The following is a 17058-nucleotide window of genomic DNA, read 5'->3' on the forward strand; positions in this document are numbered from 1 at the left end:
TGACAACGGTATCTCACCACTGGGGAACGATGTGGCGCAGAAGTGGAAGTTTTTAGGTGTTGAAAGACAAGAAGAGTTCGGTCTTAACTGGGACTCTTACAAATGGAGAAACGCAGATCCTGCCATAGGTAGATTTTTTGGTGTTGATCCAATTGCAGAAGACTATCCAAATCAAACTCCTTATCAATTTGCATCCAACAATCCTGTATGGAAAGTTGAGCTTGAAGGATTGGAAGGCATTGAGCAATCAGGAGAAGATTGGATGAATGGGCTTGGTTATGGTGTTGATCCAGGTGATGGTTCAGCTGTTCAAGTTGGAAGCGGAGGCTTTCTATCAAAAGGCTATCTAAGCTCTGCTGCAAGTGCTGTAGGTAGTTTCTTTGGTACGATACATAGTGCAATAAGTGGAACTATTGAGAGTGGAGTGCGTGCGGTTATGGGGACTGCAACAGCAGATAATACCCTGACCAACTCCGAATTCAATAATGCTGTAGCTTCAGGCGATGAGAACGCTTTTTATGCTGGCTTGGAAGTTGAAGCAGCGGCAATGTACAATGTGACACCGGCAATCATAGGAGAAGTTGGAGCAATGATAATTGAAGGTGCTGCTTCTGAATTGATGGGTCCAAGACGTGCTCCAAATACTAAAACAGATATAACTAAACCATACACAAGGCCTTCAAATGCTACTACACCTGCAATGAGAAAGTATGTTAATGAAGTAGGTGAAGCCACTGGGTGTGCAAGGTGTGGTTCCACGGCGGACAAATATTATGCAGGTCACAAGAAAGCATTGGTTCAGGAGTATTACGAGACGGGTACAATAAATGAAACAAGAATGAGGTCAAATACTGCAGTACAACCTGAATGTCCAACATGTTCAAACAAAGAAGGAGCTGAAATGAGTAGATATTCAAAAGAAAAGAAAGAGGAGTATGGATTTAACAAAGAATGAATATATAAGTGAGCAAAAAAAGCTTTGCTTGAGTTATGGAGCAAAATATCAAATCGCTCAATGGGGAGAATTTATTGGACTCGGGAAAAACTTCGATCCTAAAGCAAATCCTTTAAACGGATTAAGACATCCTAAAGATGGAAATACAACTGGTTGGTACATTTGGTCGGGTCAAGACTTCGATACAAATGATGATACATTTTTTGAACCCGTACATCTAAACCATTTAATAGAATTGTGCCCAGATATAGTCAAATATCTAGGACTTCCAGCGGGATGGAGGTTTTTATATGCAGAAGGAGGTAATTATGAAGATGTATGGAGAGATGCTAGCCTTCTTAATGTATAAGAAGATGGGTAATGTAATGTAGTAAAATAGTTGTTTCAACTAAACATAATCAACGGCAACTCTTTTTGGGTTGCTGTTTTGTTTTGCAAGCGTTATTCCTTTGAGCGTTGTTGTTTGGAAGCGTTTGTTTCTTGTGGGTTTTGTAGCCTTCCCTAAAAATAGGACAGCTTAAAATTAGAATTTTATGACTTTAAATTTTAACTACGACTTAAAAACAACCAATTGGGGCTATAAGACTTAAAAACAAGCAACACATAGAAAAAGTTTGGGGCGATGAAGGAAAAATCCTATTTTGCTTTCATAACATTAACCATCTTCACTTGAACCATCGCCTCCAATTTTTTTTAATTGTTCTCTTCTCTTTTGTGTCCTTTGTGTCCCAAGCGCAAATGGAAGCATCCATTTGGTATTTTGGTGAGAATGCTGGCCTTGATTTTCGCAGTGGTACGCCCGTGGCCTTGGAAGACGGGGAAATGTTCACTAAAGAAGGCTGTGCCACGATTTCGGACCCTTTAGGCAATCTATTGTTTTATACGGACGGTAGCAATATTTGGAATCGTAACCATCAAATTATGCCCAATGGTTCAGGGCTCTTGGGCGATACCAGTACCACGCAGTCGGCCATTATAGTACCCAAACCAGAAGATTCCAATATTTATTATGTGTTTACGGCCGACGAAGAACGAGGCCCCCATGGCATTAATTTTTCTGAAGTAGATATTGGGTTGGATGGGGGCCTAGGTGATGTAACGGTAAAGAATGTACCCTTATACACCCCATCCATGGAAAAGTTGACAGCTGTGAAACATGCCAATGGTAGGGATGTTTGGGTGTTGACCCACGATTGGTACAATGCGGACTACAAGGTGTACTTGGTCACACCTGCCGGGGTCAGCACCACTCCTGTGGTCAGTACTGCGGGTTTAAATATGATCTATACTACCAATGGTACCGAGGGAATAGGGTATCTAAAAGTATCCCCTGACGGAAAAAAAGTGGCCATCTGCCATATAAGGAGAGGATTGGAACTGCTGGATTTTGACACCTCCACAGGAAAACTCAGCAATGCTTTGGCCTTAAATCGACGAAATAATCAATACGGGGTTGAATTTTCTCCATCAAGTCAGGTACTATATGCGTCGAATCTTGATGGACCTATTTATCAATATGATCTGGGTGCTTCAGATATACCCAGTAGTGAAATTCAAATCAACCAAGATAATGTTCCGGGGTATGGTTTGCAACTGGGTCTCGATGGAAAAATTTATGTTACCCACCGCTTCAGAAAAACAATCAGTGTAGTAAATGACCCAGATGAAGTGGGTTTGGCATGTAATTACGAATATGGTGCGATAGACTTGGGAACAGGTAGAGGTTGGGGTGGTCTCCCACAATTTATACAGTCCTATTTCTTGGTCAGTGGTATAGAGGCAGACAAACTTTGTTTGGGAGATACCACGCAATTTCATATCAATTCGTCCCAACCCATTACTTCTATTTTATGGGATTTTGGGGATGGGAATAACTCCACGGACGAAAATCCGACCCATTCCTATGCTGCACCCGGCACTTACACGCTTTCTTGTGAAGTATCAACTGCGTTGGGTACCGAAACAAAGACCAAAATTATCAGTATATCCAAAACCCCGGTGGCAAATGCAATTTCCGATATTGAACGTTGTCAAACAGAAGCAACTTTTGATATGGATTTGGCAACATTGGATGCTCAAGTGTTGGGAACGCAATCCCCTTCAGAATTTGCCATAAGCTATTTTGCCACTCAGCAAGATGCAGATGGAAATATATATTCACTTGATCCCATAACAGTTTTAAACCTAGGGAGCACGACAATTTTCACAAGGATTTCAAATAATCAAAACCCAAATTGCTACGATATCACAAGCTTTGATATCATTGTAAAGCAAGCCCCCCAACTGTTTGTCCCGACTGATTGGGTGGTCTGCGATACGGATGGAGATGGTTTGCATTCCTTTGATTTAACGACCAAGGACTCAGAAATTTTAAACGGACAAGATGCAAGTTTGTTCAATGTATCCTATTACGCCTCAGCATTGGAGGCAGACAATGGGACCAACCCCTTGAACACCGATCATAGTGTTTCGGTTCTTGACGAGACCCTATTTTACCGCATAGAAAACAAAACGTATTCAGATTGTTTTGAAGTCGGTAGTTTCACCATAGGGGTAATTGACCAAGTGGTGGCGAACCGGCCCTCCGATCTGAAGGTTTGCGATACAGATAATGATGGGACGGCCCAATTTGATCTTTCTGATGCCGAGAGTGAAGTTTTAGGGGCACAAAGTGCAAGTGGCGTGATCCTGAGCTATCATGAATCACAAGCAGATGCAGATGGCAATACCGATCCATTGCCTAATTTGTATGTGAGCAATTCCTACCAGAAGACCGTTTATGTTAGGGTGTCCAATGCCCAGGATAGTTCTTGTTATGCCACCAATTCGTTCCAACTGAACATTTATGATGTGCCGGAAGTGCCAGAGGTTTTGGATTGGCTAGTCTGTGACAACGACAACGATGGCAAATACACTTTTGACCTTGACGAAAAGGCCGATGAGATCATTGCAAAACCAAGTGAGACCTCACTTGCTTTTTATGCCTCGGAAGCTGATGCAAGCTTGGAACAAAATCCCATTTATGGCAATTACCAAAATGCGTCCAACCCACAAACGGTATATTTTCGATTGAACAACGTGAACAACAATACTTGCCATTCGATTGGTAGTTTTGATCTGGAAGTATTTAATGTACCCACGGCATATGTCCCAACGAATATGGTTATCTGTGCTGTGGATGAAACGGGGGTCAATACTATCAACCTCTCCCAAAAAGATGCGGAAGTACTCAATGGACAGGATGCCCTGTCTTATGAAGTAAGTTATCATTCCAGTGAAGTAGACGCTTTAAATGGGGAGCGTTACCTGGACAAAGAGAATTATTCCAACACAGCAATGAGCGAAAGGATTTATGCAAGGATCCAACATCGTGAATTGGTTTCATGTTATGACATCATTGATTTTGAATTGACCATCAATCCTTTGCCCAATCCCGGTCTGGAGGAAGTATACGTTATCTGTCCAGATAGCCCTGAACTTGTTTTGGATGCGGGGACATTCGAAAGTTATCGGTGGGAAGACGAAAATGGAAGTTTGATTGGCAATGGACAAACCATTGATGTCACCGATTTAGGGAAATACACCCTAACGGTAATTGAAACCAAAAATGGCCTGAGCTGTTCCAACACCGTTGGTTTTGAAGTATTGTCATCAGGGGCTCCCGAAAGTTTTGAGATCACCGCGGATGGCCTGTCTGATAGGGTCACACTTACCGTAGATGCGGTTGGTACAGGGGATTTTGAATATTCAATTGATGGACGGAGCTATCAAAGTTCAAACCAGTTTGAGGTATTTCCCGGGAAGTATACCGTATTCGTTCGGGATCTGTTAGGATGCAGGACCATAAGTAAAGAATTAATTGCCATTGGCTATCAAAAATTCTTTAGCCCTAACGGTGATGGTATCAATGACAGCTGGAATATCATCGGCGGGGAACTCTACCCGGATGCCCAACTGTTTTTGTACGATAGATACGGAAAACTACTTGGACAGTTGACTCCGCAAGGTCAAGGTTGGGACGGTACCATTTTGGGAAGACGAATGCCCTCAACGGACTATTGGTTCAAATATGTCTACGACAATGGAAAGACCTATGCCGGTCATTTTTCATTACGGAGATGAAAATATAACTTAAGCCTTTTCGCACAACATTATAGGGAAAAGTGCGTTAAAACCTTACCAGAATCTTATTCATGAGACCTACACTGACCATACTCCTTCTGGCATTTATGCTACAGGCCTGTGGGCCTATGCGCCAAATGCAAAAGGTACAATCACAAGTCCCTGTACTGGGATCCATTGGCAAACATCGATCTTCATTATTTGAAAAAGGCTTTCAGAAGATGGGGGAACCCGAATTGGACCGACCTATCAGTGTCGCCATAGCGTCCGTTCCCTTATCGGGTAGAATGAAATCGAGATACGAAAAGTATCGGGAACATTTGGGCATGCAACCCTTGGCCAAGACCATGGACAGCACCCAGATGGCAAACCTTGCCTATTATCAGTTGGAGATTAGCGACGTTGTCAGTCTAGTGGAACAGCTCAATTTGGATAAGAATTCGAATTTAAAAAAATACCTCCAGGAGGATGTGGAACTGGTCCTTTTGTCCTCCATGTCGATTGTAGTGGACCAGGCATTGTCCCAGAAATTGGATATGGCCGATAAACTTTTTTTGAAAACCGGTTCCGATGGGGCGTTGTTCCTCCAAATCGCCGGGGGTACCCAAGATGGTAAACCCATAAAGCAGTCAAGCTTGGAAATCTTTGATTTTGAGCGGGCCAATTTCTGCTGGAAGATGGATAATAGGGGAAGGATAAATATTGCCCAGATCTTAATGGATGGTATCACCTGTCCGGGAAGTACCAAAGCGAACCCGGAGAAGTTGAACAGAACCCCGGATTATTTGAAGTTATGAGAATAAGAACCTTTATTACGGCGGCCTGGATTTTTTTGTTCGGTCTTGTGGCCTGTGAGGATATTTTGGAGGTACCCGATATTTCCGGGCAATCCGTGAAGTTATTGGCCCCCTCCGATGGGTCTGTCCTGGACGATAACTCGGTCAACCTTAACTGGGAGGGAGTGGAAGAGGCTACGGGCTATAGTATTCAAGTGGCATCGCCCAATTTTGAAAATGCCGCCCAGATTCTACTGGACAGTGTCATTGAAATGGATACCTTGGGATATTTACGGAACCAAATTAGTCAAAACCTTTTCAACGGGAATTATGAATGGCGGGTCAAAGCCTTTAACAGTGGTTTTGAAACCATATATTCCAGTAATGGTTTTCAGGTCAATGGAGATGAAGATCTTGATCTGACCCCTCCCAATACACCACAATTGATATCCCCTGCCAATGGGAGTGATACTTCCGATACGGAAATCGGGTTCGCATGGAGCCGGGAGGATGTTCCGGGTACAGCTGAGCGAGACAGCATCTTCATATATTCCGATGAGAACTTACAGGAATTGACCACCAAGGCCGTTGGGGCCAATAAGGGCTATACAACAACATTGAGTGCGGGAACCTATTATTGGTTGGTAAGGGCCTTTGATACCGCCGGCAATCAAAGCGGGGATAGCAGCACTTTTAATTTTACCATCACCGATTGAGCAAAAACCTAAGGACATATCTGCTGTTGGCCTTGGTACTCTTGATCTGGGGCATCATTGGCTTTAAGGTGATCCATGCCGTTTCCAAAGATCCTGAAATGCCCATGGTAGCAACGCAACCCACCCTGATTCCAAAGAGCACTGAAAAGAGAGATACGTTTGAGTTGGCGGCCGATTACCGTGACCCCTTTTTGGGAACGCTACCCATATCAAAGAAGAAAATCGTCAAAAGGGCGGTTCAAAAGAAACCCATTTCCAAAAGGAACATTGTGTACTCAGGTCTGGTATCACAGACGGGCTCTGGAAACACCATGTACTTTGTATCGATCGATGGACAGCAACACATCATGTCCAAAAATCAGGAAATCAATGGAGTAAGGCTTTTGAAAGGAAATGGCCAGCATATCACGGTCCGCTATGGTGGTAGGTCGGAAACCATCGTATTGCAATGATCATATTTTCAAAAATAAAGGCCGGTGCGCTCCAGTTCGTACTTTTTATAGGGACCATCATTGTCCTGTTGCTCTTCGCCTTTATCCTGATCAACCAGAGCCATTCACTGTTCGATAAACAAACGGACATAATGGTGGACCTTGTCCGAGCTTCGGACAATGCATTGATCGAATCGTTTTCAATGACCGTTCAGGAAGGAAACGGCGTGGATTTGGCAGGGAACCATGGCTTGGGAATACAATCCAAGGTTGCCAAGGAATATTGGGGGCTTTTGGAGAAAAGAAACTCGGTTTCCAAAAAGGGAAAGCTCCAGTTTGAGAAAACAGCTTTCGTAGGCTATAGAAACCCCGACATCCCAGCTCTGTACTTAAGGGATGACAACCGTCCGATGGTCATCGTGGGCGATGCAAAAATATCCGGTGATGCCTATTTGCCCGAAAGGGGCATCAAAATAGGCAATATCCAGGGCTATGGATATACAAGGCCCCAATTGGTCTATGGAAACACATTTCAAAGTAATGCTCAACTGCCTGAGCTTTGCAGTCAAGTGGACCAACAGTTGAAATTGATGACAGGTTCCACGTACAGGCCGAAAGGCAACACCGTCACATTAAAACAGGGTCTGCTGATCAAAAACAGTTTTAAGGAAGAGACCATAGTGGTCCAAGGAATTGATTATCTGGATCTTGACAAAGCGACCTTGGTCGGCAACGTTGTGGTTTGGGCCATGGACAAGATCCATGTAAGGGCCACGACCCAATTAAGGGATGTGATTCTGGTAGCGCCCCAGATTGAAATAGAGCAGGGAACAAGAGGCTCTTTTCAAGCTATTGCAAGCGAACGGATAGTGGTGGGCAAAGGATGCCAACTGGAATATCCCACCCTATTGGCCGTGCACGAAAAAAATGGCCCGGGTCAAACGGTCAACACGCAAAGAGATCCGGTGATAGCAATAGAGAGTGGGTCAAGCATCGCTGGTGCTATTATCTATAGTAACAAAGGGAAATCAAAGGGACTGCCCAAGTACATCGGGATAGATAGAGAGGCGACAATCACAGGTGAAGTGTATTGCGATCAAGCGCTCGAGCTCAAAGGGAGCATATACGGAAGCGTGACCACAGGATCCTTTATCTCTTTTGAAAATGGGAACACCTATTTGAACCATTTGTTCAATGGAACCATCAATTCGGAATTGTTGCCAGATGAATATTGTGGCCTAGTGTATGCCTGTGAAACTACCAATGGAATAGCAAAATGGCTGTATTAAAAAAAATAAAGGGATCAACACTTATGGAAACCCTCGTGGCCACCGTATTAATAGTGGTGGTCTTTATGATGGCCAGTATGACCTTGAATACCTTGTTCGTGACCTCAATGGAACAAAATGACGGTCCGATCAAGCAGGAGCTCTTGTTTTTGCAATATCGATATGCGCATAGAAAATTGTCACTACCGCATTATGATGAACAAGAACACTGGGAAATCAAGGTAGAGCAGCAAACTTGGCACGATAGGGAGCAGGTGATTTTTTCAGCAATGAATACAAGAAACGATAAGGAGATTATATTTTCATTGAACCATGAGTAGAGTACTGAAAAAAATACAGGCATTTACCCTGCACGAAATGTTGGTGGTGTTGTTGATCACCGCTTTGGTCGTTGGAATGGCCTTTAGTGTTTTACGTTTGGTACAGGTCCAGATGAACGGGATTTCATCCAATTATGAAAGGAACACCGAACTGCGCTTATTGCGTCAGCGCCTATGGATGGATTTTAATGCCTACGATAGGATATGGTACAAAAATCAGGACAGAAAACTATTGCTGGTGAATGGAATCAGCGAGATCAATTACCGATTCCAAGAGGATATGGTGGTCAGGGAACTTGACACCTTTCATATAAAAATAAATAAATTAAGTCCCTACTTCGGTGCGGGTAGTGTTAATGAAGGAGAAATAGATGCTATGGACCTGTTCGTAGGGGAAAAAAACAGGACAAGAGTATTCATCTACAAACGTAACGCGGCAACGAGCTATATCAATCGATAAACTATGGGATTCAAATTGGACCAGACCTTGGAAAAAGCGAATACGGTTCCCACTCAAAAGGAGGGATTGGATAAGTGGTTAAAAAAGGAGATCACCCTTTTCGGTTCCTTTTTCAACTCCAAGAGAAAGGAGGGTTTTTATAGTGAACTGGCGATACTGTTAAAGGCAGGCCTTCAATTGCGAGAAGCCCTTGAACTATTGTCAGGGAGCCAAAAAAAGGATAAGCTACAGTTGTTTTATGGTGACATGGTCAAGGAATTGGACAGTGGATCAAGTTTTTCCGAAGTGCTGAAAAGACGCCGGGAGTTTACGGAATATGAATACTATTCCGTTGAAATAGGGGAGGAAAGCGGCAATCTGGGAACCATACTACAGGAACTGGCGACCTTCTTTGCACAAAAGAACGAGCAGCGCAGGAACCTTATAAGTGCCCTTACCTATCCCTTGATCATATTATGTACCGCTATACTTGTAGTTGTTTTTATGCTTCGGATGGTAGTGCCCATGTTCGAGGATATATTTAGGCAGAACAATGTGGAACTGCCGACGATTACGCAATATATCATCGGTATATCCAATCTGATCGAACAGTATGGCCTTGTCGTACTTTTAGTGGTGTTTGTTTTGATTATATTGAGAAAACCCTTGATGCGAAAGGAATCCATCCGAAGAAAGCGGGATTATCTTATTCTGAGGGCCCCATATTTTGGCAACTTCTTGCGATTGGTCTATATGGCACAGTTTACCCAAGCGGTGGCCTTATTGACCACTTCCAAAGTGCCCATGTTGAACAGTGTCCAAATGGCAAAAAAGATGATGGGATTTTATCCCTTACAAGATGCTTTGGATACCATGGAGAAAAGAATCTTAAAAGGTACGAGCCTTCATGAAAGTTTAAAGGGAAACAAGGTCTTTGACCATAAGATGGTATCATTGGTCGAGGTAGCGGAGGAAACCAATCAGACCGAATATATCTTCAAAAAATTGAACCAACAGTATGTAATGGAGGTGCAGCGCAAATCCAAGATGTTATCCACCATTATGGAACCCCTTATCATAGTAGTTATCGGTGTATTTGTAGGGGTGATCTTGGTGTCCATGTACCTTCCAATGTTCAAGCTCAGCAGTGTGCTGGGCGGATGATTTTTAAGATAAAGAAAGGAAGTATTGGGAGCCTAACTTATTATAATTCAGTTCCATTTGATTAAAGATTGGTTTAATGAATTGTAACCAATCTTTAATCAATCTAATAAGCTATGGTAGTGTTATATTAAGGGCAAAATTTAAAAAGTTAAATACTTTTTTGAAATACATGGGTTTACCTAAGTATTTTATCGAAAAAAGCTCAAGTAATGTTAATTTTTTGCATGATTATTAATATAATTGTGATGTATAATCTTACTAAAATAAAAGATTATACTTAAACATTAACCTCCATTATGCAAAGTTTACTTCCCAGTGAAAGTAAGGATAAGCTTTTTCTTTACACCAAATCCACTTTTTATGACCATACCTGCTCTACCGTTATCTATGTTTATAGGGGCTGAGGTATAAAGAGTTTAGCGGCAAACTAAAATACAGATATAGAAATCTAGAGATAAGTATTGTGTTGCTAGCGTAAATATACAATTGCTTTAAAAACATGATTTGTAAACAACACTTAACCATATTATGAGCAAAATTAAAGTTCTTTTTTTGTCGATTTTTTTTCCTTGTTCCTTATATACAGCTTTGGGACAAACCTCGAATGAGATTGATATGTACTCTGGAGAGGTAACTAAAATGGTAAACATTCCTAATTCTCCTCAGGCACAAGCTTTTGAGAAATATGGAAACAGCATGATCAATAGGTACTCCGGTGTGCCAGAAGTAGAAGTTCCTCTGCATGTATTTAAGGGACAAGAATTGGATTTGCCCTTCCAATTAACGTATGATGCCACAGGGATTCAAGTAGAACAACAAGCTACTTGGGTGGGACTCTCATGGAACTTGAATGTTGGGGGCAGAATTTCAAGAATTACGAACGGATTACCTGATGATTATATAAGTGGTGGATATAATACCATTTTTAATGACTCGGCAACCTGGAACCAAGTAAAGGTTTATCTGGATTTACAGAACTTACATAGTCCACAGTTCAGTTCTGCCATTGAAGCAGAGAACTATCTTAAATTTTTACATGATATGAATTACAATAAGTATGAGGCACAACAGGACTACTTTTCTTTGAATGTGTTAGGACTCAATGAGATTATTGTTTTTGATAAAAAATTTGACCAGAATTCAGGACAATACCAAAATATCCCCAAAGTTTTAAACAATCCAAGAATCAAAGTTTCTCCGTTACTTGGTACCTCAAACAATAGCATTTCCGGTTGGCTTATTACTGGGGATGACGGTACTCAATATCATTTTCAAGAGACCGAGAAAACAATTCGTCAAAACGCAAATGATATTTCTCAAGAGGGTTCAACACTTTTTGGAGACGCTGGATATACCACCTATAACTCATCTTGGTTATTGACAAAAATTATTTCCCAAAATAAGAAAGATACTTATGAGTTTTTCTACAATAATCTGGGAGTTTTTCCAAGGGAACAATTTGCTTCTTCCTACGGGGTCGCAATTACAACTGTTCTCGATTATAGTTATAATTATCAGAATCCACCACTCAGTCCATCAAGTGGTATTACCTCTGAATATCAATTAAAACAGTTGCAGCGTATCGAATATAATAATTCAATCATTGCACAGGTCAATACGGCAAACCGATATGATTTGAGTAGTGGACCGGTGAATGGAAGATTGGAATCACTTGAATTTTTGGATTATCAGAGTAACACGATTAAAGAGATTGAATTTGATAATAATGATTATTTCAATCTGGATAATGCCATGGCAACAAATCTTACAAGCTTTAACAAGGAATATTATGATGTGCGTTTAAAATTAAATGGGCTTACCATTCGTGGAAGGGATAATCAAATATATGAGACCTATGGCTTTGAATACCATCAGCCGGATAACCTTCCCTCCCGTGATAGTTTTGCCCAAGATTATTTTGGGTTTTATAATGGTGAAGATTCCAATTCCAATCTATATATAAAATATGAAACCTCTGGTTACACTTTTGGGGGAGCTGACCGGGAACCAAATTCCACATCATCTAGAATAGGTATGCTCGACAAAATCACTTATCCAACAAAGGGTCATACGACATTTACTTATGAAAGTCATGATGAATTTAAAAATACGCAGATAGAAAATGAAGAGTCGGCAGTATTTGTATACGTTAATGGCGCCGTAATCACGGACCCTGGAATGTATGATGAAATTACTCCTTGTGATGATAAATTTTTAGGACAAGACCCAAAAGTTCTAATCAAAAAATTCCAAATTTTAGAGGAAGATAATTATGAGCTCGAATTTTCCTCAAGTGGAAATTCTGAATTTTATTTGGTCAAAGGTGGCAATTGGGCATATTTGGATTATTGCGACTTCTATAATGGTCCTAATGAACTTGAAGTGTTGTATGGCTTTAATTCACAACAGCTTGTATTGGAAGATTTATCTCCAGGAAAGTACATTGCACTTGTAATTGTCGGAAAAACGCAAGGTGGGTCCGGGTCAAGTTATGAAACGGCATCGTTGCGCGTTTCAAGAAATGTAGTCACTTCCTTCTGGTCAAATGTTGCCGTCGGAGGAAATCGAATTTCCAAGATCACTGATTATTCAACTTCCGGTAACGCAGCTACCATCAGGAAATTTTCATATGTAGATGAAAATGATGAGAGTACCGGAGTAGTGAATTTTGAGCCCAATTTATACGATTTTAGATTTAGTGAAACCAATAATGGTAATCAAACACAGTTGGTTCGCTATGGGTCATATGTCAAAGGAAATCAACCATTCATAGTTTATTCGGAGGTGACAGAAGAGTTCCTTGACAACCAAGGAGGGTCATTGGGAACAACAAAATATAAATATAATACAGGTCAAAGAGGTATCGTACACGGCTTTAACCCTCCTTATGAGGTCAATTATTTTCCGAATTTGAATATTGGAAAGGTCAAAGAGAAGCTTGTCAAAAATAACACAGGTGATCACCAATATTTAGAAAGTGTGTCTTATTATGAGACGTTGGAGGCGCCAATTAATGTTAGGGGTTTACTGACTTACACTGATGAGGAAAACTATGGAAAGACTCCCTTTATAAAAGAAAACATCTATACCACTGGGCCGAAAACAGGGTTGAATTATTATACGATTGAATATCTGGATAGTTTTTATTGCAATGGATCCGTTATAAGTCCTACATTCGATACTTCCTTTTGTACAGTGCCCGACGTTTTTATTAATCCGCAAAATTATGGATATGATCGATGGTTGCATCCTAAATATGCAATTTATCGGGGTCGAACCAATTTCGCAAATGGTGCTTATGGAGGAGTATCGGAAGTTGTGAAAACAACTTTCTTAAAAGATTCACAAGGGAATCAAACCTCTATAAATACCATTGAAACCAAAACCTATGTTGAAGATGGCATCCATACTCCGGAGGATTGGCCCTACCTTCCAATTCGATCAACCACGACCGATAGCCAAGGAAATATTATTGAAAACACTTATACATATCCTAGCACAGCTAACCCACAGGTAAACAAACTTGTAAGTAAGAATAACTTAACTGAAGTAGTCAAAAACAGGATTACTTTAAACCCCAATGGGCCCAATTCTAAAACGATATCGACAATTGAAAAATCCTATACGGAAGTGGCATTAGGCGTAGTGCAACCGTCTATAATCAAGACAAGTAAGGGAGATGATCAAACTAGCAATAAAGTTGAATTTGAATATTACTCGAACGGTAATGTTTTATTAAGCCGAAAAACAGAGGGGCCTTCAACGTATTATATATGGGGCTATAACTCTAAACTTCTTATAGCAACAATTGAAAACTTTGATGAAGATGATGCACTTTTACTTCAAACTTCGATTGCTAATTGTCAAACTGCCAGCAATAATGATGACGGTACAGTTGCCGCGGAAGAAGTCCTTAGAACTGCATTGGAAACCCTAAGGGAGTCTATTCCCAGTGATAGTTTTATGACTAGCTACACCTATGACCCTTTGATAGGCCCAACGAGTATGACCGATGCCCGCGGAATTACAATCCACTACACATATGATGGACGCAATAGGCTGGAAACTGTTAGAGATCATGAATCAAAATTCTTGACACGATACGATTATGGTTTCAAAGGACAAAATTAAAATACAAAAATTTATGTTATGAAATATTTTACTTGTAACAAAAAAGGTGTGGTATTACAGCTAGCAATGTTTGCCACAATGTTTTTCATGGGCAATAACGAAATGTTTGCGCAAGGAAAAACTGGATTCGAGACCTTGCTTATAGGCAGCTGGAGGATGAATGAATTCTCTACAAGGAAGGAGGCAACAACAATTGATAATGAAGCGGACAACTTGTCGATAGAAACTGAAACTCGGATATTACATGATACAATGAGCAGAGTCCTGACTTTCAATTCTTCGGGTGTTTTTCAACAAGTTGACGGTTCTGGTAAAATTATTAAAGGTAGATGGCAACTTACAGGGTCAGGTTTGACCATATGTAGTCAAAAGGGAAACATCTGGAAAACGGAAATTGTTGATTTATCCTTAGGTAGATTAGTACTGCGACAATCACCGAAAGGAGATTTGACACCTATATTTCCAATACTTCATTTAAACAAAATCCTTTAGTCTTTCTTAAATATTTCATACTCATGAATATGATAACTGCTAAACTTAAATGGTCATTTAGTATATTGTTAACCGTTATAACTGTGGGTGTTGCAAATGCTCAATATACGCTTTATGGCCCTTCTTCAGCGCTCACAGGCGAAAGCAAGACCTATGGTATAACCGGATCGGATATTTCTTACATTAGCTGGACTGCAAATAATGGTGCAACTATAACCAATACTACCTACACAACAGCGACTTACAAATTCAATAACTCAGGAAGAAGTCTTGTATCATGCACTGTTTTTGACGAATTCAACAATAGCTATACAAAAAGAATGTCGGTAACTGTATGTAATACACTCGAAAGTGGGGGAATTTCAGGTGCTCAGACCATTTGTTCCGGTCAAAATCCTTTGATAATTAATAACGCAACATTAGCAAGTGGGGGAGATGGAGATTATAGTTATCAATGGCATTATTCAGAGGACGGGACCAATTGGAACGTCATTTCAGGAGCAACTGGAATTAACTACGATCCTCCAAGCCTGACCGCAAGTAGATGGTTTCGTAGACAGGTGAATTCTTGTAATCAATTCAAACGTTCAAATATAGTTAAAATTACTGTGGCTCCTAGCCTTTCAGCAGGAGTGATTCAACACCCACCAAACTCTTGTTATGGGGGCAACCCTGGAGTCATCACGGTATCAACAAATCCTAGTGGTGGAGATGGAAATTATAGTTATTCTTGGGAGTATTCTTCCACAGGTACTGGAAGTTGGTCTCCAATTGCGAATGCGAATGATGAGACCTATGACCCCCCAGGAAATGCGACATCTTCAATATGGTACCGCAGAAAGGTAACCTCTTGCAATCAAGTAGACTATACAGAAGCGGTCCAAGTTAAAGTTTATCTTGATTTAAACCCAGGTACAATTATGGGGGAAGATACCATATGCTATGGACAAGTTCCATCGGTATTGGGAAGTATATCTTCTGCAAGCGGAGGTAATAGTATTACGACTGAATACCAGTGGCAACAATCTTCCACCAACGGGGAAACGGGATTTTCCAATATAGATGGAGCGTTTCAAGAATCGTTTACTCCCACGGACAATTTATATGCCGATCGTTGGTACCGAAGACGTGTCATATCCTGTTCACAGACCAAATATAGTAATGTTGTTGAGATCACGGTACGTCCCGAACTGTCGGCAGGCTCGATCAACGGAGGCGGACAATCCTTTTGTGGAAGCGGTAATCCCGGTATGCTTGGTAGCGGAACCAATGCTTCGGGAGGTGATGGAAATTATGTTTATCAGTGGGAGCGTTCTACTACCAGCGAAACCTCAGGTTTTACCAGTATCAGTGGTGCCACCGGAATATCCTACGACCCTCCCGTGCTATATGCCACTACTTGGTACCGTAGGCAGGTGGTCTCATGTGGGCAGATAAAAGAAACAAATACAGTACAGGTGACCGTGGACCCAATGGAAGCATGGTATGCCGACACGGATGGCGATGGTTTTGGCGATCCTAACGATGAAGTAAACGACTGCGTCCAACCCGAGGGCTATGTATCGGACAATAGTGACCAATGCCCTGAGGAATATGGTACGAACAACGGCTGCAGTTATATCGAGGTAGAATTGAGCGACGAGAATTATTTATTTACGGTAAGCTACCAAAAGCCCCATGATTCGATGTCAAGTATTTTATCTAAATATGATGTCAATGAGACGGTCTCGTACTATGATGGTCTTGGGCGTCCGATGCAGGAGATAGCGATCAAGGCCTCCCCGGACCTTGGGGACATCGTGACCCATATCGGCTACGACGACTTTGGTAGGACGGACAGGGAGTGGCTGCCCTATGCGGCCGGTTCCGGTGGACCTGGGAGCTATCGGGCCGCCTCTGGGACGGAGACGGACTCCTATTACATGTCGCGGTACGGACCCGAACTGGGGACTGTCCCCAACCCTTTTTCGAGGAGGGAACTTGAGGCCTCGCCATTGAACCGGGTCCTGAGGCAGGCTGCCCCTGGGAAGGATTGGCAGCTTGGAGAGGGCAATGAAATTGAATTTGTATATGATACTAATGTCTCCCAAGAAGTTAGAAAGTTTCGGGTTGCCACTATTCATGTAAATTCAACCTACAACGCTACTTTGATTGATGGGTCTGGAAATATTTTTTATAGTGCTGGCGAACTCTACAAGACGATCACCTACGACGAGAACCATC

13 protein-coding genes are annotated in these 17058 nt (G+C 41.5%); all 13 read left to right on the top strand.

The genetic code is table 11. The annotated features are described in order from the left end of the window. Nucleotides 1–955 (top strand): RHS repeat-associated core domain-containing protein (locus tag K1F36_RS19185; protein ID WP_313790089.1); only part of this gene is annotated, 955 nt, incomplete at its 5' end. Beyond that, a complete protein-coding gene (locus K1F36_RS19190) occupies nt 936–1304 on the top strand; it encodes an immunity protein Imm33 domain-containing protein (RefSeq protein ID WP_220115234.1) in 369 nt (122 codons plus the stop codon). The genes K1F36_RS19185 and K1F36_RS19190, both read left to right, overlap by 20 nt. A 320-nt stretch (nt 1305–1624) precedes the next feature. Continuing rightward, a complete protein-coding gene (locus K1F36_RS19195) occupies nt 1625–5077 on the top strand; it encodes a T9SS type B sorting domain-containing protein (protein ID WP_220115235.1) in 3453 nt (1150 codons plus the stop codon). Nucleotides 5078–5148: 71 nt separating this feature from the next. Then, on the top strand, nt 5149–5874 hold the full coding sequence (locus tag K1F36_RS19200; protein WP_220115236.1) for a hypothetical protein: 726 nt from the start codon (nt 5149–5151) through the stop codon (nt 5872–5874). Further along, nucleotides 5871–6569, top strand: a complete 699-nt coding sequence (locus K1F36_RS19205) for a hypothetical protein (protein WP_220115237.1) — start codon at nt 5871–5873, stop codon at nt 6567–6569. Before K1F36_RS19200 ends, K1F36_RS19205 begins: the two co-directional genes overlap by 4 nt. Further along, nucleotides 6566–7021: a hypothetical protein gene (locus tag K1F36_RS19210; protein WP_220115238.1), complete on the top strand. Its 456-nt coding sequence runs from the start codon at nt 6566–6568 to the stop codon at nt 7019–7021. Before K1F36_RS19205 ends, K1F36_RS19210 begins: the two co-directional genes overlap by 4 nt. Next, entirely contained in the window at nt 7018–8289 is a 1272-nt protein-coding gene (locus K1F36_RS19215; RefSeq protein ID WP_220115239.1) for a hypothetical protein, read from the top strand. The genes K1F36_RS19210 and K1F36_RS19215 overlap by 4 nt, the downstream gene beginning before the upstream one ends. A gap of 23 nt (nt 8290–8312) precedes the next feature. Next, a complete protein-coding gene (locus K1F36_RS19220; protein ID WP_220115240.1) occupies nt 8313–8609 on the top strand; it encodes a hypothetical protein in 297 nt (98 codons plus the stop codon). Next, on the top strand, nt 8602–9069 hold the full coding sequence (locus K1F36_RS19225) for a PulJ/GspJ family protein (RefSeq protein ID WP_220115241.1): 468 nt from the start codon (nt 8602–8604) through the stop codon (nt 9067–9069). The genes K1F36_RS19220 and K1F36_RS19225 overlap by 8 nt, the downstream gene beginning before the upstream one ends. 3 nt (nt 9070–9072) lie before the next feature. Next, nucleotides 9073–10212 carry a type II secretion system F family protein gene (locus tag K1F36_RS19230; RefSeq protein WP_220115242.1) on the top strand — a complete coding sequence of 380 codons (1140 nt, stop codon included), beginning with the start codon at nt 9073–9075 and terminating at the stop codon, nt 10210–10212. A 528-nt stretch (nt 10213–10740) separates the two neighbouring features. Beyond that, a complete protein-coding gene (locus K1F36_RS19235) occupies nt 10741–14343 on the top strand; it encodes an RHS repeat domain-containing protein (protein WP_220115243.1) in 3603 nt (1200 codons plus the stop codon). Nucleotides 14344–14361: 18 nt separating this feature from the next. After that, the gene (locus K1F36_RS19240) at nt 14362–14835 is read left to right on the top strand and encodes a lipocalin family protein (RefSeq protein WP_220115244.1); all 474 of its coding nucleotides are present in this window, start codon (nt 14362–14364) and stop codon (nt 14833–14835) included. A gap of 83 nt (nt 14836–14918) precedes the next feature. Beyond that, nucleotides 14919–17058: DUF6443 domain-containing protein (locus tag K1F36_RS20345; RefSeq protein ID WP_220115245.1), on the top strand; the 2140-nt coding region annotated here is incomplete at its 3' end.

Source organism: Flagellimonas abyssi (assembly GCF_019457905.1).
Taxonomy (GTDB): domain Bacteria; phylum Bacteroidota; class Bacteroidia; order Flavobacteriales; family Flavobacteriaceae; genus Flagellimonas; species Flagellimonas abyssi.